Source organism: Nitrospina sp. 32_T5 (genome assembly GCF_052156635.1).
GTDB lineage: Bacteria > Nitrospinota > Nitrospinia > Nitrospinales > Nitrospinaceae > Nitrospina.
On sequence record NZ_JBQKUO010000002.1, the window covers coordinates 287,675 to 309,091 of the forward strand.

Sequence of the window (21,417 nt, forward strand, 5' to 3'; positions counted from 1 at the left end):
AAAAGATTACAGCCAGCGGTGTTGCCGGTACCAGTCGATGGTGCGGCTGAGGCCCTCCTTCAAATCATAACGCGGTTGAAATCTGTACGTGGCAAAAAAACGTTTGGGCGATGCCGTCCACGCGCCCTGGTCGATGTCGCGGACACGCTGCCGGTCCAAAAGCGGCGGCTCCTTGCTGAACTTTGAAAACGTTTCCGACAGAAACGCCAGTGCCGTGAGCGCGGTCTGCGACAGAACGATGCGGCGTGCGCGTACGTTCAGTATTTCCATCACCGCCTCGGCCACCCGGTCCCACGAATAACACTCGCCGTCGGTGACGAACAGCACCCGCTCGCTTTCCGGAGGACGGGCCGCGGCGTGCAGGATGGCGCGGGTGAGGTCTTCGATGTAGATGAGGGACAGGATTTTCGGTTTCCTCCCGATATGCACGTTCCAGCCTTTGCTGATGAGCTTGATGTAGTCGAGCAGGTTGCGGTCACGTTCGCCATACACGACGGGAGGACGCAGAATGGTGATCGGCAGGAAACGCGAGAAGGTGAGGGCAATCACTTCCCCTGCCAGCTTGGAATGGCCGTAGTCCGAGTGCGGCCGGCACGACGCGGTCTCGTCGATGGGCGCATCCACGGGGGACGGACCCGAGGCGGCGATGCTGCTCAGGTGCACGATGGACTTCAGGTGCCTGCCGTGTTCGAGGCAGGTTTCGTACAGGCTGTTGCAGGCGGTGACGTTGTTGCGGTTGAAGTCGGACGGTTTTCGAGCCCGCACCGTGCCGCCGCAGTGGAGAACGACGTCCACCTGTTTCAGCAGATCGCGGTAGGTGGCCGGTTGCAGGAGGTCTCCGGTATGCAGATCGATTTTGGTTGTATCCAGCCACTTTGCGCGTTTGGGGTTCCGTACCAGCGCATGAACCGTGATGTTTTGTTGAAGAAGCGCGTCCACCAGGTGGGAACCGATGAATCCGCCGGCTCCCGTCACCAGCACGCGCGCGCCGTAGAGATCGGGGACTTCGGTCCTGTCCTTGTCAGCCATCGAGGAGCGCGGGCAGGTTGATCATCTGTTCCAGGTGAGCGCACACTTCCGGGGTGAAGCTGTCGGTGGACAGGTCGTCGATGAAGGGCAGGCGGCCGAGAACGGGGACCTTTGACAGGTGCGAGATGAGCGCGGGTTGCAGGGCTTCGACATCGGTCAGCCCGTCCTCCTTGCGATCGCTGAAAATCACGCCTTTGACCGGGATGCCGCGGGCGTGGAGGGCGTCGAGGCTGAGCAGGGTGTGGTTGAGCGTGCCCAGTTGGAACCCGGAAACGAGGATGACCGGAAAGCCAAGCGCGGCGATGAGATCGATCACATGATAGTCAGGAGTGATGGGCACCCGCAGACCGCCAACGCCTTCGACCAGCAAAGGATGGTAACGCGAGGCCAGGGCGCGGCAGGCGTCCTCGATGGCCGCGGGATCGATTTCCCTGTTCTCGACTTCCGCCGCCTGGTACGGCGCGGCGGGGGTTTTGAGGATCAGCGGACAGATGGCTTCCAGCGGCTCGTTGAGGCCGGAACATTCCAGGAGGAATTTGGCGTCGGAGTTGGCGGCGGAACTGCAATGTGTGTCCACCCCCGTCTCGATGGGTTTGATGAACCCCGCGTTCTGTCCGTGCTGGCGGAACAGGGTCAACAGCGCCGCTGTGACCACGGTTTTGCCGATCCCGGTGTCGGTGGCGGTGATGAAGTATCCGTTTGCGGCCATGAAAAGGGGTCTCCGTGAACAAACGCGTTCATTGTAGGCAAGGTGGCGTTGCTTGCCAACGTGAATTTAGCCGGGGGGCTCCCTTTTCAGTGCCCCGGCTCTCTGATATAATTTAAAACATTGGAGTTGTTTAACTGAATCTTGAAGGCGATTTATGAGCGACAAACTTGAAATCCTCTGCCCCTGTTGTGAAGCCAAACTGCAGGTGGACCAGAAAACCGGGCAGGTGGTGTGGAAGGAAGAGAAGAAAAAGCCGGTCGGCAACCTGTCTGACATGGTGAAGGACCTCGACCGTCACCGCAAGGAAGCCGAAAGCCTGTTCAAGAAGCAGAATGAAATCGAAAAGGACCGCTCCCGCCTGCTCGACGAGAAATTCAAGGAAGCGCAGAAGCACGTGGACAAGGACAGCTCCAAACCCCTCCGCGATTTCGACCTCGACTGATCACGCCTCCACTTCCATCCGGTCGAAAGCCAGTTCCACATTCTCCGGCAGTTCTTTGTTCACCGATTCGTGATCGAATTTGTGATTGATGTGCGTCAGGATGGCGCGTTTCGGTTTCAGCATGTCGATGGCCTTGAGCGCGTCGTCGAGGCAGAAATGCGTCGGGTGCGGCTCGAATCCGAGTGCGTTCAAAACGAGCACGTCCAGCCCCTTCAGTTTTTCCACGCTTTCCTCCGGGATGCCGGAGCAGTCGGTGACGTAGGCGACGTCGTTGATGCGGTAGCCGAGGATGGTCATGTTGCCGTGAGTGATGTCCACCGGCAGGACGTTGAGACCCCCCAGCTCGAACGGGTTGGATTCGATGACGATCGGGTCGAGTTGCGGGATGCCACCGCCCATTGGCTTGTGGCCGTTGAAAATGTAATTGAAGTTGCGCTGGATCGCCTCGAGCGTCATGGCATTGCCGTAACAGGGGATGACGGTTTTATGAAAAAAGTTGAAGACCCGCAGTTCGTCGATGCCGTGCACGTGATCGGCGTGGTGGTGGGTGTAGAGCACGGCGTGAATACGGTCGATGTCGTGGTTGAGGCACTGCTGGCGCAGGTCCGTGGAGGTGTCGATCAACAGGTTGAAGCCGTTGTTCTGCACCATGACCGAGGCACGCAGGCGTTTGTTGCGTGGATCGTCGGAGCGGCAGACGTCGCAGGGACAGCAGATGGTGGGCACGCCGGTGGAGGTGCCCGTTCCGAGAAAGACGAGTTTCATATCAGGCCGTTCAGTGTTTCATGTCACACAACGCGTCCGACACACTGCACGGGCTGAACTCGAACTGGATGGTCGAATGGGTGATGTTGAAGCGGTCCTTCAACAACGCCTTTATTTCCTTCAAAGTGTCGTCCACCTGGGAGACCTTGCTGTTGTTCACCAGTGCGTGCGTGCTGAGCGCGTATATATTTGAACAGATGCACCACACGTGCAGTTCGTGGATGTCTTCCACCGCCGGGATGGCGGTGAGTTCCCGTTCGACCTCTTTCAGCGAGATGCCGCGCGGCACCCCCTCCAGAAGGATGTGGAAGGAGTCTGCGATGATCGACCGTGCGCCCCACATGAGTATTAAGGAGATGAGAGCGGCGATGACCACGTCCAGCACGTACCATTGAGTGTACCACATCACCACACCGCCCAGGAGCACGGCCACCGAGGCGAGGGTGTCGCCGATGACGTGATAAAACGCACCTTTCAGGTTGAGGTCGTGGTGATGACCGTGGCCCACGGAGTCTTTGAGAAAATACATGACGCACAGATTCGTGACAAGGCCCAGCAAGGCCACTACCATGACTGTCGGCGTGTGCACCGGAACGGGCGACTGGAATCGTTCCATGGCTTCCCATAGAATCCAAAGTGCCATTACAAACAACAAGATACCATTTATGAGCGCGGCGAAGATCTCCATCCGGTGGTAGCCGTAGGTTTTGGTGGCGGTGACCGGTTTGTCGGCAATTTTGAGGGCGAACCAGCTCAGGCTGAGGGAAAAAACGTCGGTCAGCATGTGGGCGGCGTCGCCCAGAAGCGACAGGCTGTGCGCCAGGATTCCGCCCACCGCCTCCGCCACCATGACGAGGGAGGTCAGGAAGATAGCCAGCTTCAATTTGTTTTGGACCAGGGCGGCTTTCATATTTTTGAAACTTTGGTGGGGTTGGGGCATCTAATCCAGCCGACGACACCCATTCCGGAAAATCAGATAGAATCCAGATTTATAAGAGCTTTCTCATTTTAGGTTGAGCCGGAATACCTGTCAAGGAGGTCCCCAGGGCACTGAAATACCGCAGTTTGTGTTCCTGGAAAAGCCCGGCCCGCCAATGCCTTCAATTGAAGACACAGGATCATTTGTGCTACATTAAAGCCCTTTGAATTTAACATTTATAGAAAGAGGAGTTAAACATGGCGACATTAGTTGCAAAGCAAGCCCCCGATTTCACCGCTCAGGCCGTCATGCCGGATGGGAGCTTCAAAGAGATCAAACTCTCGGACTACCGTGGGAAATATGTGATCCTCTTTTTCTACCCGCTGGACTTCACCTTTGTGTGCCCGACGGAAATCATTGCTTTCAGCGACAAGATCGGCGAATTCAAAAAACGCGATGCGGAAGTGCTGGGCGTCTCCATCGACAGCCAGTTTTCCCACCTTGCATGGCGTAACACGGACCGCAAAAAAGGCGGTCTCGGAAGTATCGACTACCCGCTCGTCGCGGATCTGGATAAAAACATCAGCGCCTCCTTTGACGTCCTCACCGAAGACGGTATCGCGTTCCGCGGGCTGTTTCTGATCGACAAGGACGGGGTGGTGCAGCACCAGCTCATCAACAACCTGCCTCTCGGCCGCAACATCGACGAGGCCATTCGCATGCTCGACGCGCTTCAACATCATGAACAGCACGGCGAAGTGTGCCCTGCGAACTGGAATCAGGGCAAGGACGCCATGAAACCCGGCCCCCAGGAGTCGCAGGAATATTTCCAGAAACACGGTTGATTCCCAAACCTATTCCCTGCTGAAAGTTTTTCAAGAACAGACAGGCGGAACCTGCGGGCTCCGCCTGTTTTTTTGCCTATGATTGTCCTGACAAATGACGACGGGTTTTACGCCGCCGGCATCCAGTCCGTGTGGAAGGCCCTCAAGCCGCTGGAAGACGTGATCATCGTTGCTCCGGAAAGCGAGCAGAGTGCCGTCGGCCATGCCATCACCCTGGCCAATCCGCTTAAAGCGCTTCCGGTGAAAACCCAGGAACACGGTCTCATCGGGTATGCCGTCAGCGGCACCCCGGCGGACTGTGTGAAGATCGCGGTGACGGAGCTGCTGGACGAGCCGCCGGAGATGGTCATCTCCGGGGTCAACCACGGCGGCAACATGGGAACCAGCATCATTTACTCCGGCACCGTGTCGGCGGCAACGGAGGCGGCAACGATGGGCCTGCCCGCCATTGCGGTGTCTCTGGATTCGTGGGAGAGCCGCGATTTCAGCGTGGCGACGGAGTTCATCCGCAACCTTTACCCGCGGGTGCTGGAGCACGGACTGCCGGAAGGGGTGTCGCTCAATGTCAACATCCCCGCCGTGCCGCGTGACGAGATCAAAGGCGTGGCGGTGACGCGTCAGGGCAAGTCCCGCGTCATCGAGAAATTCGACAAGCGCGTGGACCCGCGGAACAACATCTATTACTGGCTGGCCGGGGAGATGACCTTCATGGAAGTGGAGCCGGGTACGGACTGCGAGATGGTGCGGGAGAACTACATCAGCGTCACGCCCATCCATTTTGACCTGACGCGGCACGACGCGCTGGACCGCATCAAAGAATGGAAGTTGGAGTTTTGAGCTTTCAAACGGGGAACAAAAAAAACGGGTTCAGGGACAATCCCTGAACCCGTTTTGTTTTTGCGTTCGACTTTAGCGCAGAGCGGCCTCGGCTTCGTCCCGCATGGCTTCCTTGCGGCTCAGCTTGACTTTGCCGTTGCGGTCCACGTCGATCACCTTGACCACGATTTCATCTCCCTCGGAGATTTCATCGCTGACGCGCTTGATTCGCCGGTCGCAGATCTGCGAAATGTGGACCAGTCCGTCGGTGCCGGGGAAGATTTCGACGAAGGCGCCGAAGTCCATGATCTTCTTCACCTTGCCCATGTAAATCTTTCCGACCTCGACATCCTGCACGAGGTTCTGGATGATGCCGATCGCCTTTTCCGCGGCCGCTTCGTCCGCCGAAGCGATGGTCACCAAACCGCTGTCGTTGATGTCGATCTGGACACCGGTTTTGTCGATGATATCGCGGATCACCTTGCCGCCCGGCCCGATAACGTCGCGGATCTTGTCCACCGGAACCGTAATGGTGGTGATGCGCGGCGCGTACTTGGACATCTCCGGGCGCGGTGTTTCCAGCGCCTTGGCCATTTCGCCCAGGATGAACAGGCGTCCGGCCCGGGCCTGTTCCAGCGCCTGCGCCATCAGCTCCTTGGTCAACCCGTCGATCTTGATGTCCATCTGCAGAGCGGTGATGCCGGCATCGGTCCCGACGACCTTGAAGTCCATGTCGCCCAGATGATCCTCGGTGCCGGTGATGTCCGACAGGATGGCGATGTGGTCCTGTTCCTTGATGAGGCCCATGGCAATGCCCGCTACCGGTTTCTTTACCGGCACGCCCGCGTCCATCAGGGACAGGCTGCCGCCGCACACCGAAGCCATCGACGACGATCCGTTGGATTCCAGAATGTCGGAGACGATGCGGATGGTGTAGGGGAAATCATCGCGGCTGGGGAGCATCGGCGCGAGGCCGCGTTCCGCCAGCATGCCGTGGCCGATTTCGCGGCGGCCCGGACCGGAGATGAATTTCACCTCGCCGGTGCAGAACGCCGGGAAATTGTAATGGAGCAGAAAGTTTTTACTGCCGCGGAAATCCAGCGTGTCCATGCGCTGTTCGTCCGACGAAGTGCCGAGCGTGGTGGTGACCAGCGCCTGCGTCTCGCCGCGGGTGAAGATGGACGAACCGTGCGCCCGGGGAACGTACCCGGTCTGGCAGGTGATCGGCCGGATTTCATCCGGTTTGCGACCGTCCACCCGGGTCTGCGTTTCCAGAGTCAGGCGGCGCATGACTTCCTTTTCCACTTTCTTGAAGTACCCCTTGATCTCGCCTTCCAGATCCGGGTCGGCTTCCGGGTTGAACTTTTCCTTCATGGATTCCTTCAACTGATCGATGGCGTCCTGGCGGTCCTGCTTGCCGGGAATCTGCATGGCTTTTTCCATGCCGGGAGTGAGGAACGCGACGATCTTGTCCTGAAGGTCGGCGTTGACCTCCGGAGCTTCGACCTTCGCCTTTTCCTTGCCCAGCATCTCGCGCAGCTCGACCTGGATTTTCACGATTTCCTTGATGTGCTCGTGGCCGAAGGCCAGCGCCTCGATCATGGTCGCCTCGTCCAGTTCCTGGGCTCCCGCCTCGACCATGGTGATGGCGTCGGCCGTTCCGGCCATGACCAGGTTCAGGTCGCTTTCCGCCATCTGCTCAAGGGTCGGGTTGATGAGGAACTTGCCTTCCTTGTCGCGTGCGACGCGGGCGCCGGCAACGGGAGTGTGGAAGGGGATGTCGGAAATGAGCAGGGCGGCCGAAGCGCCGGTGATGGCGGCGACGTCTGCCGGGTTTTCCTGATCGTGGGAAATGACGAAACAGACGACCTGCGTCTCTTTCTTGAAATTGTCCTCAAACATGGGACGGATCGGCCGGTCGATCAACCGGCAGACCAGCGTTTCCGGGTCGGAAGGCCGCGCCTCCCGTTTCAGAAATCCGCCCGGGAAGCGTCCCGCGGCGTAGGTTCGTTCACGAAAATCAACAGTCAGTGGAAAAAAATCGATACCCTCGCGGGCGCTGGCGGCCATCGTGGCGGTGACCAGCACCATGGTGTCGCCTTGTCTCACAACGACGGAGCCGTTGGCCTGCTTAGCCAGCCATCCGGCTTCCAGCGACAGGGTTTTGCCGTCCAATACGGTCTCTACCTTCTTTTGCATTCACTTGTCTCCAGTAAAATTAGCGTCGGATACCCAGATCCTGAATGATCTTCTGGTATCGTTCCAGGTCTTCCCGTTTCAAATAGTCCAAAAGCTTGCGCCGCCTGTTGACGATACGGATCAAACCCCGGCGGGAATGATGGTCCTTGCCGTGGGTTTTGAAGTGGTCGTTCAGGTAGTTCAGGCGCTCGGTCAAAAGTGCGATCTGCACCTCGGAAGACCCGGTGTCCTGCTCGGTTACCTTGTACTTCTCAATGATGTTTTGTTTCTTATCCTTCGTTAATGCCATTGCTGACACCTCCTAAATTGGTTCTGCGTTCTGCCGGAGGTGTGCCGAATGTTTTCGTAGAGAAAATTCACACCACGGCCCGTTTGTCACGTCCGGGGAATTTCCCCTGCGAAAACATTCCAGCCACTCCGGCAGGTCTATCAAAAACTCAAATCAAAACGCGTTTGAGCTTAAAAGCAATTTCGTCCGGTTCCAGGTTGATAAACCGGTCCTGGTCCACCAGTGGCTCGACGATGGCCACGAGGCGGTTGTCTTCGTTTGTCACACGGAAGTTCATTCCCGGTCCAAACCGGTTGGGAGAATGCTGAACCCAGGCCTTGGTAAGGGCACGGCCGTGGGCAATGGATTGGACTCGATCCGGATGGACCTGGATTTCGGGCAGGAAATCCAGAGCCTGTTCCGCTTGCAGGAGTTTGGTGGAAAGGTTGCCTTGTTCCTTGGCGAGTTCCAGCGCTTCCAAAGACAGGGAAGACTCCAAATCGAATTCGCCCACCTTCTCCCGAATCAGGTGCGACATGTGGGCGCCGCACCCCAGCGTTTCGCCGATATCATGACACAAGGTGCGGACATAGGTCCCCGCGGAGCAATGCACGCGAAAATGGACCTTCTCGTCGATCTTTTCGATAAACTCGGTGGCATGGATCCGGATATCCACCGGTTTTCTGTCGATAGTAATACCATTTCTGGCCAATTTGTAAAGGGGAATCCCATTCTTTTTTTTGGCCGAATACATTGGCGGCACCTGTTTTTGCAGTCCCACGAAGCGGGCCAGGAGGCTTTTCACATCTTCTTCCGTCACCCCGGCGGGGTCGCGACGCTCCAGGACCTTGCCCTGCCGGTCCTGCGTGTCGGTGCTGACCCCCAGGGTCATCGTCGCCCGGTACACTTTGGTAAGCGGGGTCAGGAACTGGATGACCCTGGTGGATTGGCCGAGGCAGATGGGCAGGACGCCCTCGGCCAGGGGGTCCAGGGTGCCGATGTGTCCGGCTTTTTTGACTTTCAGCAGACGCCGGACCGACCGTACCATGTCGAACGAGGTGGGCCCGGCGGGCTTGTACAGGTTGATGATTTTATTCATCGTCGTCTTTGTGGATTTGCCTCAACAGCTGGGTGATGCGGTCCACCTGGTCTCCGGAGGCATCCAGTTTGAAATCCAGTTCGGGAATCGCTTTCAGGTACAGTCGCTTGCCCAACTGGCTGCGTAAAAATCCCTTCGCGCTGTTCAGCCCTTTCAGGCTTTCTTCCCGCACCTGATCGGTCCCCATGATGCTGACGAACACCCTGGCATGTTTCAGGTTGTCCGTCAGGTCGATCCGGGTCAGCGTCACGAAGCCGATACGCGGGTCCTTCAGCTCGTGCTGGACCATTTTGGACAACTCTTCCAGGAGCAGTTCCTGGACCCGTTCGGATCGTTTGTAGCGAAACATGATGGTTTCCCGGCTTCCTGGGTCAGCCTTTGCCGAGGTTCAAAACTTCTATCTGGTAATCGGTCATTTCGGCCAGGTGCATCTGGTCGATGAAGTTGACAACCTGTTGCATGAGGCCCTCCACATAGGGGCCGTCACCACTGACCGCCGCAATGCCGAGATGGATGCTCTGGTGCACATCCTGGTCGCCCACCTCGGCGATGCTGATATTGAATTTGTTTTTCACCCGGTCTTTGATGGCCCGGATGATCTTGCGCTTTCCTTTCAGCGATTCGTTGCCGTGCAGGAACAATTTGATGGCGCAACATCCCACTTTCATGGCGGATCCTTGAAAGAACGGGCGCTGTTTCGAACTCGTATTACGGGGCGACTTCTTCCAGCACAAACGGCTCGATGATGTCGCCCTGTTTCACATCCTGAAATTTTTCCAGCGACAGGCCGCATTCGTATCCGGAAGCGACTTCCTTTACGTCTTCCTTGAACCGGCGGAGCGTCTGGATTTTGCCCTCGTACACCACCACGTTGTCGCGCAGGAGACGGGCGCGGCGGTTTCTCTCCAACGTGCCGGAAAGCACGTGACAGCCCGCCACCACACCGACCTTCGGGATGGTGAACACCTCACGGATTTCAGCACGTCCCGTGACCTTTTCACGGAAGGTGGGCTCCAGAAGACCTTCCATCGCTTTCTTGATGTCTTCGATGGCGTCGTAAATGATGCCATACATACGCACATCCACGTTTTCCTGCTGGGCCATGGCCGCCGCCTGTTCCGTGGGTCTTACATTGAAGCCGATGACGATGGCATTCGAGGCGCTTGCCAGCAGGACGTCGGATTCGGTGATACCGCCCACCGCGTCGTGAATGACCTTGATCCGCACCTTGTCCGTTCCGACCCGGGTCACTGCTTCCTGAACCGCCTGGATGGAGCCCTGCACGTCGGCCTTGATGATCAGGTTCAGCTCCTGGATCTTGCCTTCCAGAATCTGCTGGTGCAGGTCTTCCATGCTGATACGCGGTTTTGCCGACAACACGGTTTCCCGCTGGCGCTGGAGTTTGAGCTGGCTCAACTGGCGCGCCCGCTTTTCATCCTTGACCACCATGAACTTGTCGCCCGCATCCGGAACTTCCGGAATACCGACCACCTCCACCGGCATGGCGAGCGTGGCTTCATCGATGGTTTTACCGAGGTCATTGTTCAAGGCGCGAACCTTGCCGAAATAGTTTCCGACGATGAACGGGTCGCCCACTTTGAGACTGCCTTTTTCAACGATGATGGTGGCGACGGGGCCGCGTCCCTTGTCCAGATGCGATTCGATGACGGTGCCGCGTGCCCGGACCTTGGGGTTGGCTTTCAATTCCATGATCTCCGCCTGCAGGAGCAGCATTTCGAGCAGGTTTTCAAGTCCGGTTCCCATTTTCGCCGAGACTTCGGCGATGATGGTCTGCCCGCCCCATTCTTCCGGAATGAGACCCTGGTCGGCCAATTGCTTCTTCACCTCGTCCGGCTTGGCATCGGGTTTGTCGATCTTGTTGATGGCCACGACCAGCGGCGTGCCCGCGGCGGTGGCGTGGTGGATGGCCTCCTTGGTCTGCGGTTTCAGACCATCGTCGGCGGCGACCACGAGCACCACGATGTCCGTGATCTGGGCGCCGCGCGCCCGCATGGCGGTGAAGGCCTCATGGCCGGGAGTGTCCAGAAAGGTGATGGGTTTCCCGTTGACCTTCGCCTGGTACGCGCCGATGTGCTGGGTGATGCCGCCTTTTTCCGACTCGGTCACGTTGGTTTTGCGGACGGCGTCGAGCAGGGAGGTTTTGCCGTGGTCGACGTGGCCCATGATGGTGACGATGGGCGGACGCGGAACCCGGTCCTTCTCATTATCCGGTTCGTCCTCATCCTCAAAGCCCACTTCGGACTCAGGCGTGACGCGTTCCACCTCGAAGCCGCGCTGGTCTGCCAGTTTGAAGGCAATATCAAAATCCAGGCTCTGATTGATCGTGGCCATGACCCCCATACCCATCAGGTCCTTGATGAGGTCGTTGGGCGTGCATTTGAGTTTGTCGGACAGGTCGCGCAGGGGGGTGGTGTCCATGAGGCGGACCACTTCAAACCCTTCTTCCTCCACAACGGCTGTGGGTGCGGGGGCCGGCTGCGTTGCTGCCGGACGCCTCGGTATGTTCCTGTCCCCGCCGCGTTCGCCTTTTTTCTGCGACGGTTGCGGTTTTCCTTTGGCACGGGGCGGTTTGGGCGTACTCTCCTTGTCCTGGCCTTCTTTTTTGACGATTTTAAGACCCAGCTTGCGTCCGGTCTTGTTCCCGTCTTCGTCCAGCTCTTCCTGGTCAACCGGCTTGACGGCACGGCCGCCGGCGTCTTTCTTTTTCGGCTTGGAGGGCGATGGTTTCTCCGTCTGGGCTTTCTTTTGGGTTGATTCCTTGCCCGGAGCGACTTCTTTTTTGGCCGCGGGTTTGGAGGCTGCTTTGGATTTGGCGGTTTCTTTCGCTTCGGTTTTTTGGGAGGTTTTGGCCTTGGCAGGTTTTTTCGCGTCCCCTTCTTTTTTCTCTACGGTTTTGGTAGCGGCCTTGGCAGGGGTTTTGGTCGCCGCTTTTTTCTTGGTCGCGGTTTTGGCTGTGACTTTCGAAGTCGCCTTGGCTTTGGTGGTGGAGTTTTTCTTTTTGCCGGCACCGTCAACCGGTTTTTCGGTAAAAAAATCCCGTATGTAATTGGCCATGTCCTCATCAATGGAGCTCATGTGGTTCTTGACCGGGCAGTCTTGATTCTTGAGCTCGTCGATGATCTGGTCATTCTGGACGTTGAGTTCCAACGCCAATTTGTTAATCCTGATTTTAGCCAAAGGCAACCTCCTGAACTGTGGATGTTATTTTAGGTCCTCATAATCATCCCCTCAAACGTTTTCGTACTTCTCCATAAGCAGTTTGGCCTGGGTGATGATGGCCTGAGCCGTATCTTCGTCAATACCTTCGATTACCGCAAGTTCTTCCACTGCGGTGACGGACAACTCGGCAACGGTCTGGAACCCGCTGTCGGCCAGAGAGTCGATGATGGAGGGGGAAACACCCGCCAGCGCTTCAAGCCCGAGTTCCTGTTCTTCCTCTTCTTCCTCATTGTTGTTATTTGCGGAAACAGTCTCTTCCTCCGCCGGCACCGGTACCGCTTCTTCGGCGGGGGTCTCCTCCGGCGCGGATGCTGTGGCGGTTTCGTCCTTTTCTTCACGGGGCTCAGCGGCTTCCGTAAGGGAATCCAGAAACCCGGATTCCAAAGAGGGTTTCTTGAGACTGGGGGAGGTGTAAACGAGGTTGTCGTTTTCCTCCACCGTGTTCACCACGGGCGGTGGAGCCGCCGGTGCGGGCTCGGCTGCTTCCGGACGTTTGGCGATCTGTTCCTCTGCAAACTCGACCAGCGATTCGGCTTTTTTCGGACCGATACCGGGCAGTTCCTGCATGCCGGCGGGGCCGCGCTTCACCACTTCGTCGAAGGAGACGATGTTGTCGTTGAACAGGATGGAGACGATCTTTTCCCCAAACCCCTTGGTGTTTTTGAGAATCTCGAAAAAGTCCTCTTTGGGGGAAGTCGAAGTCTGAAACAGGCTGGGTGCTTCCAGCAGACCGCCGGCCTCCGATTCCCCTTTGATATCGATCTTCCATTTGACCAGCTTGGCGGCAAGGCGCACGTTCTGCCCCTTCTTGCCGATAGCCAGCGACATCTGGTCGTCTGCGACAATGATGGTCATCTGCTTTTCGTCCTTGTTCATCAGGATGCGCGAAATCTTCGCCGGGCTGAGGGCGTTGCGGATGAAAATTTCCGGGTCTTCGGAGAACTCGACGATGTCGATTTTCTCGCCGCGCAATTCCTGCACGATGGACTGGACGCGCAGGCCACGCATTCCGACGCAGGCGCCGACGGCGTCGATGTCGCGGTCGTTGGTGCGCACGGCGATCTTGGTCCGGCCGTTGGGCTCGCGCACGATGCCCATGATTTCCACCATGCCTTCGCTGATTTCCGGAACCTCCAGTTCGAACAGGCGCTTGATGAGTCCGACGTGGGTGCGAGAAAGGATCACCAGTGTGTTCTTCGCCGTCTTGCGCACGTCCAGGACATAGGCGCGAACGCGGTCACCGCGGTTGAAGGATTCGCGAAACACCTGTTCCCGTCGTGGAAGAATGCCTTCCGCCTTGCCCAGGTCCACGATGATGTCGCCGTGCTCGAAGCGTTGCACGATGCCGTTGATGAGGTCGTCTTTCTTGTCGATGAATTCGTTGTACAGGATTTCAATTTCCGCTTCCCGCACCTTCTGCAGGATGACCTGCTTCGCCAGCTGCGCGGCGATGCGGCCCAAATCCTCCAGTTCCCGTTTCACCAGCACGACGTCCCCGTTCTCCGCGTCGGGGTGCAGCTTCTGCGCCTGCTTTTTGGTGATCTGCGTTTCCGGGTCGCTGACCCGGGAGACGACAGTGCGCTCGGTCAGGATTTCCACCTCGCCGGTTTCTTCGTTGAAATGGCTTTGCAGGGTTTCGAGGTCCGGCAGTTTTTTGCGTACGGCGGCTTCCACCGCGCTCTTGAGAGCATCGATCAGCACGTCTCGGTCGATGCCCTTTTCCCGGCACAACTGGTCAATGATGTGGATGACTTCAGAGGTCATAATTTGAATTCGATTTCCAAACGGGCGGAGGCGATGTTATTCAGCGGAATGGCAAAGGTCTGCCCCTGCGCATCCACGTGCACATCGCCGTCCTCAAAGTTTTTCAGAGTACCCTTGAAGTTTCTGCGGTCGCCGATCGGGGCATAGGTGGTGATCTGGACCTTCTTGCCCAAATAGCGCCGAAAATCCTTTTCCTTTTTCAGCGGCCGGTCCAGACCCGGCGACGATACTTCCAGGATGTAATGCGTGCGGACAATATCGTCCACCTCAATCATGTCTTCCACCATGCGGCTGACTTTCTTGCAGTCCTCCACACCCACACCGCCGGGTTTGTCGATGTAAATGCGCAGGATCCAGTTGCGACCTTCGCGCCTGTATTCGACATCCACCAGTTCCAGACCCTGGGCCAGAATGACGGGCTCCACCAGCGATTCAACTGCTTGTGGTATTGAGCCTTTGGACATGGTGTGGCCGGTTGCCGCTAGGTTGCCAGTTTGCATGGTTGTCAAAATTCCGTCCAATGCGCTCTGGAATTTTGACGTACGGTTTGCATGATTCGATACAAAAAAAGCGGGCTGGAAGCCCGCCATCAATGCAGACCGCTCAATTTGTGTAAATTTTAACCGAAATTCGGCGGAGCTTGCAAGCTAATTTCATGAAACGGAAGGGCCGGGAGCAAAATCAGAGTTCCGAAAGCAGCGCCGGAATTTTTTCCAGAATGGCGGGGAAGGGATGGTTGGCCGACTCTCCGGTCCGCCGGGTTTTGACCTCGATTTCACCCTGTTCCAGGTTTTTGGGACCGATGACCAGTTGCAGGGGGAAGCCGATCAATTCGGCATCCTTGAACTTGACCCCCAGCCGGTCGGCCCGATCGTCCAGCAGTACCTCCACGCCCAGCTCGGTGAGCCGGCGGTAGGCGGTGTCGGCGGCGTCTTTCACCTTCTCGTCGAAATAGTTGGTGGGCAGGATCACCACCTGGAACGGTGCCAGGGGCGCGGGCCAGACGATGCCCTTGTCGTCGTGGTTCTGCTCGATGGCTGCGGCGGCGGTGCGCCCGACGCCGATGCCGTAGCATCCCATCACCAGCGTCTTTTCTTTGCCGTTCTCGTCGAGAAACCCGGCCTTCATCGCCGTGCTGTACTTGGTGCCGAGGATGAAGATGTGCCCGACCTCGATGCCGCGCCGGATCTGATAGGTTCCGCCGTCGCAGTGCGGGCAGGGGTCGCCTTCCTCCACCGTGCGCAGGTCGCCGACCTGCTCGACCTGAAGGTCACGCCTGAACTGAACGCCGGTGAAGTGCGCGTCGGCCTTGTTCGCACCGGTGACGAAATCCTGCATGGCCGCCACTTCATGGTCGGCGTACACGGGCAGGGGCAGGTTGATCGGTCCGATGTAGCCCACGGGGAGTCCGGTTTTCTCCCGGATCGACTCTTCGCTCGCCGGGTGCAGCCATTCGCAGTCGATCAGGTTTTTCAGTTTGACCGGATTCAACTGCCGATCGCCGCGCACCAGTCCGGCCACGAGGCCCTTCTCGTTTTCGAGAATCAGCGTTTTCACCAGCTTCTGGGGCGGTACTTTGAGGAATGCCGTCACCGCCTCGATGGTTTTCTGACCGGGTGTCGAGACCTCCGCGAGCGCCTCCGAACCGTCGGCCGCAGTGCCGTTTGCGGGTGGCCGGGCGGCGGCCTTTTCAAGGTTGGACGCGTAGCCGCAGGCGTCGCAGAACACCACCGCGTCTTCGCCGGAAGACGCCAGCACCATGAACTCGTGCGAGAAACTGCCGCCGATGGTGCCGCTGTCGGCTTCCACCATTTTAAAATCGAGCCCGCACCGCCGGAACACGTTGTTGTAGGCGGACTTCATGTCCTCATAGGTTTTCTGCACGTCCTGTTCGTCGGCATGAAAACTGTAGGCATCCTTCATGGTGAACTCGCGTCCGCGCATCACGCCGAAACGCGGCCGCACTTCGTCGCGGAATTTCGTTTGAATCTGGTACAGCACCAGCGGCAGCTGGCGGTAGGAGCGCACTTCACGCCGGACGATGTCGGTGATGACCTCTTCATGCGTCGGACCGTAGCAGAACTTGCGATCGTGGCGGTCGATGATGCGGAGCAGTTCCTTGCCGTAAAAATCCCAGCGGCCGCTTTCCTGCCACAGCTCCGCCGGCTGGATGCTGGGCAGGAACACCTCCTGCCCGCCGATGGCGTTCATCTCCTCGCGGATGATCTGTTCGACCTTCCTCAGCACGCGCAGGCCGAGCGGCAGGATCGAATAAATGCCACTGGCGAGCTGGCGGATCATCCCGGCGCGCACCATCAGCTTGTGGCTGATGACTTCCGCGTCGGAAGGCGCTTCCTTAAGAGTGGGAATCAGTAACTGCGAATAGCGCATGCGTGTTCTCGTGGGTTCGTTTCAGACCGGCAAAACCGGTTGAGGGATGATAAGCAACCTGCCGAATAAGTCAAGGGGTGGGAATTTGCGGCGCATCGGATGCGGTGGAGACGAACAGCTCGTTGGCCAGTTCGATGTCCTGCGGGAAATGAATCTCCAGCCAGCCTTTGTGTATTTCGAGGTAGTGAACGTTGAAACCGCGGTCGATCATTTCCTGTACGAGGTCGGTGAGACGGAACTTGGAGACGTCTTCCGCTTCCTGGATCTGGCCCCGCAGGTTCTGCCGCACGTCGTGCCAGGTTTCGAGGAACTGCTCGGCGCCGGTCCTGGTGAACTTGGCAAGCCCGATGAACTCGTGCGTCGCCAGTGCGGGGTCGATCTTCTTGCCGATCTTGGCGATGGTGTTCTGGTAATCGAAACTGATGGTGCGTCGTCCGCGGTTTCTATTGTTGCGGCTGATGACGTAATCCGTCGCCTTGCCGTCCACAGAGTCGAGATACTGGATGGAGTTGTCCACCACCAGAACGATATCTTCGCGTGAAGCCAGCAGTTTTGAGAACACGCCATACTCGACCAGGATGTCGGAGTACAGCATGATGAAGCCGTTCGACATCTTGTCCTCGGCGGCCAGGATGCTGTCGAGCTCGGTGTTCTTTTCGTAATCCGGCGCTTCGATGAAGCTCACACCCTCCGCACGCATCTTGTCTTTGCCGTGGCCGGTGACCACGGTGATGTCGGTCAGGCGGTTGATGTTGAGCGATTTGATCTGGCGTGCGAGCAGGGTTTTTCCCGCGATGTCGATCATTGCCTTCGGCGTGTCGCCGATGACTTTCTCAAGATCCGGAGCGCGGCCCGCCGCCGGAATGATGACCGGCGTGTTTTTATTGGACTCGTCGAGCCGGTCTTTTTCCTTCACATCGAGGAAGCCCACGGCATCAAAGATGTCGCGCAGGGGCGCGCACATCGGATCGGCCTCAAACGAACGCTGGTTGAGCAGAATGGTGCGCGCGGTTTCGAGCATCGATTTGTACGCGGTGCGCAACAGGTGGTTGGCGTAGATGACGATGTGGAATCCGGATTGCTTGAGTTCGTCCTCGACGATGTTGTTGTATGTGGTCGGCACGCAGACAAGCGGCTTGTCCATCTCCAATTCAGCGAGGAGACTCTGGTAACGCTTTGCAAACTCGAGGATCTCAGAAGGGTCCTTGGATTTGGAATGGATCATGATGCCGTCGGCCCCGGCCTCGAGATAGGCGCGGGCTCGGTCGAGTGCGTCGTCGAGTCCCAGTCCGGCGATCAGGCTTTCCAGCCGGGCGATGATCATGAAGTCGCCGGTCATCTGCACGGCCTTGCCGCGCTTGATCTTGTAGGCGAAGGCCTGCGGTTCCTGCAGGGTCTGCGTGGTGCCGGCCTCCAGGCTGTTGCGTTTCGGGAACACCTTGTCCTCGATGATGACGGCGGAGACGCCCGCGCGTTCCAGTTTGGACACGGTGTATTCGAACATGTTGGGATCACCGCCGGTGTCGCCGTCCACGATCATCGGCTTCCTGGTGACGGCGAGGATTTCCTGGATGGTGTGCAGGCGCGAGTCGAAGCTGATGACCTCGATGTCCGGATGGCCCTTGGAGGCGGAGTCGGTGAGGCTGCTTTCCCAGATGGCGTCGAATTCACGGACCACCTGGTTGCCGTCCGCGTCCTGTCCTTCGATGCGGGCGTTGTCGGCAATGATGCCGCTCAGCCCGTTGTGGGCTTCAATGGCGCGGACCAGTTGTCCCTGTTGGAGCATGTGTTTCAGCTTGCCGCGCCGTTCTTCCGGCAGGGTTTTGTTCAAAAGGGTCATGGCGATGGGAATTCCTGATCCGGGCCGCCCAGCTTTTCGCGGATCCAGCCCGGAACGTAAATGGTTTCCAGATCGAACGATTTCAACACGTTCAGAATGATTTCAATATGTTGAACCGGACTCAGCGTTTTGTCCAGCACAATCAGGTCCCGGCCGTGGACTTTACAGTGGCCGCTGGCGATGGGAAATTCGGTCTCGTCCAGTCGCGTGACCTGGATTTCAATGTTCAGTTTTTGCGCAACCGCGTGCAGGTCGTCCAGGCGTTGTCGCGTGAGGGCGTCGGGTTCGGCAGGCGGCATGGGCGCACCGGGTTCTCCATCATTTCATGATTCGCATGATGTCGTTGTAGAACGCGAAGATCATAAGGAAGAGGATCATGAACAGGCCGACCTGGGCGGCGCGTTCGCGGCTTCGTTCGCTGACCGGCTTGCCTTTAAGGATCTCGATGAGGAAAAACATGATGTGGCCGCCGTCGAGAATGGGGATCGGAAACAGGTTGATGAGGCCGAGATTGATGCTGAGAAGCGCGGTGAGCCGGATGATCTGGTTGAATCCCTGTTCCGCCTGCTGGCCGTAAAACTGGAAGATCATGATGGGGCCGCCAATGTTCTCCGCCGAGACCGAGCCGAAAATCATTTTCTTCACGCTGACGGCGATGAGGTAAGTCAGCTTCCACGTCTCTTCCACCGACCGCCACATGGAACCGAAAAGGCCATACTGTTCGACTTCCATCTCACCCTGCAGGGCGACACCCAATTGACCTATGGTGATGTCCTTGCCGGTTTCATCCTTCATTTTCTCCGGTTTCGGTGTCAATTTGAGATCGTAAGTCATGCCGTCTTCACGGAGCACCGTGACATCCAGTTGCTTGCCCGGGTGATCCATGGCGGCGGTCTTGAGGTCCTGCCAGCCGCGAATGGGCGTGTTGTTGATCTCCAGCAGGACGTCGCCTTCCTGAATGCCGGCTGTCTCCGCGGCAGACCCCTCCTCCACGGCGGCGATGCGGCGGACCAGCGGCGTGATGCCGATGAGTCCGACGGTTTCTTTCTCACCCCACAGGTTGGTGATTTCTTCAGAAACCGGAGTGATGGTTTTTTCTACCAGGGACTTGCCATCCTTTTCCACGACGAACTGCATGGGCTCCCCCGGCGCGTCGTGCACGATTTGCAGCAGTTGATCCCAGAACCGGATTTCCTGTCCGTTGACCTCGACGATGCGGTCGCCGGTCTCGATGCCCGCCGCCAGCGCCGGGGAGTCGTCCCGCACCATGCCGACGGTGGTGCCCAGTGCAGGTACCCCGTTCATGTAGACGATCACGTAAATGAGGATGGCGAACAGAATGTTGAACAGGGGGCCGCCGAAGGCGATGGCGATGCGGTGGTACACGTTGGCGTGGGAGAACGAACCCGTGGTGTCTGCCAGTTCCTCACCGGGGTCTTCGCCCTTCATTTTCACGTAGCCGCCCAGCGGGATGGCGGCGATGAGGTACTCCGTGCCGCCCTGCTTGAAGCCGACGATCTTGGGTCCGAAACCGAGCGAGAATTTTTCGACGACGACGCCGCACTTGCGCGCGATCAGGAAATGACCGAGTTCGTGAACGAATATGAGGGCGGCCAGGCCCAGCAGGAACACGAACATGTCGATGCCAAAGGCGGCGATGGAATCCAGGGAAATTGCGGCGACGTCAAACATGTCGGATGTTTCAGGGTTGAGCGGCAAGGTCGATCAGTTCCACGCCCGGAGGTACCTGGAACTGAAACTGGGAATCGGAAATGCCGGGGTTGTTTTCGATATCTTCAAACATCATCTGTGTCCGGTTCCCTAATTTATCATACACACTGGACCCGATGATTTGGAAATTATTCCGGTCGGCCAAAAGCACCAGGCGATCCAGGCCCTGTTCTTCGGTTTTGGGAATCAATTCCACTACGAGGTTGCCGTCTTCACGTTGAATTTTGCCCACATTGAACGACTCGGTGAGCTTGCCTTCGCCGGACAGGAAGAGGGCGGGGGTGTTCGAGGAATAGATGCTGTCCACCTTCATGCGGGTCACCTGCGACTCTTCCGGCAGGTACAGCCACAACAACTTGTTGTTGCTGATGAGCACCTGCGGGTCCGGGGCGTTGTAGGTCCATTTCATCTTACCCGGTTTTTTGATGAACACCTCGCCTTTGGCTTCCTGTGTCTGGTCCATCACCTTCAAGTAGGACTTCTGCACAAATCGGGCTTTGAAGGATTGTGTCGCGTCGTATTTCTTCTGGATGGCGGCGATGATGTCCTGCTTCGATTCCGCCAGCAGGGGTGTGGTGAAAAAGAAGAGAAGGGCGAGGAAAGCAGTGTTTTGAACGATGCGTTTCATGGTTGCCTTTCGGGACTCTTTGCGTGGACCACCCGGCGGTTTTCGATGCGCAGTTGGTTGTCCACGATCTGTTGGATGGCTTTGGGATAAATGACGTGTTCCTGTTCCAGGATGCGCGCCGAAAGCGTTTCCGCCGTGTCGTCGTCCTCCACCGGCACCACGGCCTGCAGGATGATGGGCCCGCCATCAACTTCCTCATTCACGTAGTGCACCGTGCATCCGGAAAACCTGACGCCGTAATCGATTGCCTTCTGCTGCACGTCGAGACCCGGAAATGCCGGAAGAAGGGAAGGGTGGATGTTGATGATGCGGTTCGGAAACGATTCGAAAAACGGCTCCCGCACGATGCGCATGTACCCGGCAAGACAGACGAGATCGACCGCCTTGCCCTGAAGAATTTTCACCAGCGCCGCATTGTACGCCCTCTTGTCGGCAAAGGCTTTGGGATCGACAAACTGCGCTTCGATGCCGTGCTTTCGCCCCCGCTCCAATGCCTTCGCGTCTTTTTTGTCGCTCAGGATGACGGCGATTTCGGCGGTCAGCCGTCCGTTTTCGATGTGGTCGATGATGGCCTGCAGGTTGGTGCCGCGCCCGGAGGCGAGCACTCCCAGTTTGAAAGCCTTTGAGTTCATGAAATTCCAGCAAGGGATTGGCGGAAAGCCGGTTGGTTCCGGGGTTGCTGCAACCAGATTACCACTGGCGGAAAGCAGGAATCAACGGACTGCGTCGACC

At 57.8% G+C, this 21,417-nt stretch carries 21 protein-coding genes; 3 read left to right on the top strand and 18 right to left on the bottom strand.

Annotated elements, in window-relative coordinates; genetic code table 11:
- Window positions 1-6: 6 nt before the first annotated feature.
- Window positions 7-1,029: an NAD-dependent epimerase/dehydratase family protein gene (locus ACTRW9_RS06175; protein WP_442428683.1), complete on the bottom strand. Its 1,023-nt coding sequence runs from the start codon at window positions 1,027-1,029 to the stop codon at window positions 7-9.
- Window positions 1,022-1,738, bottom strand: coding sequence for a dethiobiotin synthase (gene bioD / locus ACTRW9_RS06180; protein WP_442428684.1), 717 nt, complete (start codon window positions 1,736-1,738; stop codon window positions 1,022-1,024). Before bioD ends, ACTRW9_RS06175 begins: the two co-directional genes overlap by 8 nt.
- 154 nt (window positions 1,739-1,892) lie before the next feature.
- Between bioD and ACTRW9_RS06185 the strand changes: the two genes are divergently transcribed.
- Window positions 1,893-2,180: a hypothetical protein gene (locus tag ACTRW9_RS06185; protein ID WP_005011599.1), complete on the top strand. Its 288-nt coding sequence runs from the start codon at window positions 1,893-1,895 to the stop codon at window positions 2,178-2,180.
- Here the strand turns inward: ACTRW9_RS06185 and ACTRW9_RS06190 are convergent, their stop codons facing one another.
- Together ACTRW9_RS06190 and ACTRW9_RS06195 are read right to left on the bottom strand one after the other, a co-directional pair.
- A complete protein-coding gene (locus ACTRW9_RS06190; RefSeq protein WP_442428685.1) occupies window positions 2,181-2,945 on the bottom strand; it encodes an MBL fold metallo-hydrolase in 765 nt (254 codons plus the stop codon).
- Window positions 2,946-2,955: 10 nt separating this feature from the next.
- Window positions 2,956-3,885: a cation diffusion facilitator family transporter gene (locus ACTRW9_RS06195; RefSeq protein ID WP_442428686.1), complete on the bottom strand. Its 930-nt coding sequence runs from the start codon at window positions 3,883-3,885 to the stop codon at window positions 2,956-2,958.
- Window positions 3,886-4,121: 236 nt separating this feature from the next.
- On the opposite strand from ACTRW9_RS06195, the gene ACTRW9_RS06200 reads away from it, so the two are divergent.
- Window positions 4,122-4,709: a peroxiredoxin gene (locus ACTRW9_RS06200; RefSeq protein WP_442427026.1), complete on the top strand. Its 588-nt coding sequence runs from the start codon at window positions 4,122-4,124 to the stop codon at window positions 4,707-4,709.
- 78 nt (window positions 4,710-4,787) lie between these two features.
- Entirely contained in the window at window positions 4,788-5,546 is a 759-nt protein-coding gene (gene surE / locus ACTRW9_RS06205; RefSeq protein ID WP_442428687.1) for a 5'/3'-nucleotidase SurE, read from the top strand.
- Between the two features lie 72 nt (window positions 5,547-5,618).
- Here surE and pnp read toward each other — a convergent pair whose 3' ends face one another.
- The 14 genes from pnp to purN form a co-directional block, all read right to left on the bottom strand.
- The gene (gene pnp / locus ACTRW9_RS06210; RefSeq protein WP_442428688.1) at window positions 5,619-7,724 is read right to left on the bottom strand and encodes a polyribonucleotide nucleotidyltransferase; all 2,106 of its coding nucleotides are present in this window, start codon (window positions 7,722-7,724) and stop codon (window positions 5,619-5,621) included.
- A 19-nt stretch (window positions 7,725-7,743) separates the two neighbouring features.
- On the bottom strand, window positions 7,744-8,013 hold the full coding sequence (gene rpsO, locus ACTRW9_RS06215; protein ID WP_442427023.1) for a 30S ribosomal protein S15: 270 nt from the start codon (window positions 8,011-8,013) through the stop codon (window positions 7,744-7,746).
- 148 nt (window positions 8,014-8,161) lie between these two features.
- Window positions 8,162-9,091 (bottom strand): tRNA pseudouridine(55) synthase TruB, encoded by a 930-nt coding sequence (gene truB, locus ACTRW9_RS06220; RefSeq protein WP_442428689.1) that lies wholly within the window; start codon window positions 9,089-9,091, stop codon window positions 8,162-8,164.
- The gene (gene rbfA / locus ACTRW9_RS06225; RefSeq protein WP_005011570.1) at window positions 9,084-9,440 is read right to left on the bottom strand and encodes a 30S ribosome-binding factor RbfA; all 357 of its coding nucleotides are present in this window, start codon (window positions 9,438-9,440) and stop codon (window positions 9,084-9,086) included. Before rbfA ends, truB begins: the two co-directional genes overlap by 8 nt.
- A gap of 22 nt (window positions 9,441-9,462) precedes the next feature.
- A complete protein-coding gene (locus ACTRW9_RS06230) occupies window positions 9,463-9,759 on the bottom strand; it encodes a DUF503 domain-containing protein (RefSeq protein ID WP_442427021.1) in 297 nt (98 codons plus the stop codon).
- Window positions 9,760-9,799: 40 nt separating this feature from the next.
- Entirely contained in the window at window positions 9,800-12,295 is a 2,496-nt protein-coding gene (gene infB, locus ACTRW9_RS06235; RefSeq protein WP_442428690.1) for a translation initiation factor IF-2, read from the bottom strand.
- Window positions 12,296-12,340: 45 nt separating this feature from the next.
- The gene (gene nusA, locus ACTRW9_RS06240) at window positions 12,341-14,095 is read right to left on the bottom strand and encodes a transcription termination factor NusA (protein ID WP_442428691.1); all 1,755 of its coding nucleotides are present in this window, start codon (window positions 14,093-14,095) and stop codon (window positions 12,341-12,343) included.
- Complete coding sequence (gene rimP, locus ACTRW9_RS06245) at window positions 14,092-14,595, bottom strand: ribosome maturation factor RimP (RefSeq protein ID WP_442427018.1); 504 nt, start codon at window positions 14,593-14,595, stop codon at window positions 14,092-14,094. The genes nusA and rimP overlap by 4 nt, the downstream gene beginning before the upstream one ends.
- 181 nt (window positions 14,596-14,776) lie before the next feature.
- The gene (locus ACTRW9_RS06250; protein WP_442428692.1) at window positions 14,777-16,486 is read right to left on the bottom strand and encodes a proline--tRNA ligase; all 1,710 of its coding nucleotides are present in this window, start codon (window positions 16,484-16,486) and stop codon (window positions 14,777-14,779) included.
- Window positions 16,487-16,556: 70 nt separating this feature from the next.
- The gene (aepX, locus tag ACTRW9_RS06255) at window positions 16,557-18,326 is read right to left on the bottom strand and encodes a phosphoenolpyruvate mutase (protein ID WP_442428693.1); all 1,770 of its coding nucleotides are present in this window, start codon (window positions 18,324-18,326) and stop codon (window positions 16,557-16,559) included.
- A complete protein-coding gene (locus tag ACTRW9_RS06260) occupies window positions 18,323-18,625 on the bottom strand; it encodes a hypothetical protein (RefSeq protein WP_442428694.1) in 303 nt (100 codons plus the stop codon). The genes aepX and ACTRW9_RS06260 overlap by 4 nt, the downstream gene beginning before the upstream one ends.
- A gap of 19 nt (window positions 18,626-18,644) precedes the next feature.
- Window positions 18,645-20,018, bottom strand: coding sequence for an RIP metalloprotease RseP (gene rseP / locus ACTRW9_RS06265; protein ID WP_442427014.1), 1,374 nt, complete (start codon window positions 20,016-20,018; stop codon window positions 18,645-18,647).
- Window positions 20,019-20,028: 10 nt separating this feature from the next.
- Entirely contained in the window at window positions 20,029-20,685 is a 657-nt protein-coding gene (lolA, locus tag ACTRW9_RS06270; RefSeq protein ID WP_442428695.1) for an outer membrane lipoprotein chaperone LolA, read from the bottom strand.
- Window positions 20,682-21,317: a phosphoribosylglycinamide formyltransferase gene (purN, locus tag ACTRW9_RS06275; RefSeq protein WP_442428696.1), complete on the bottom strand. Its 636-nt coding sequence runs from the start codon at window positions 21,315-21,317 to the stop codon at window positions 20,682-20,684. Before purN ends, lolA begins: the two co-directional genes overlap by 4 nt.
- Between the last annotated feature and the right edge of the window lie 100 nt (window positions 21,318-21,417).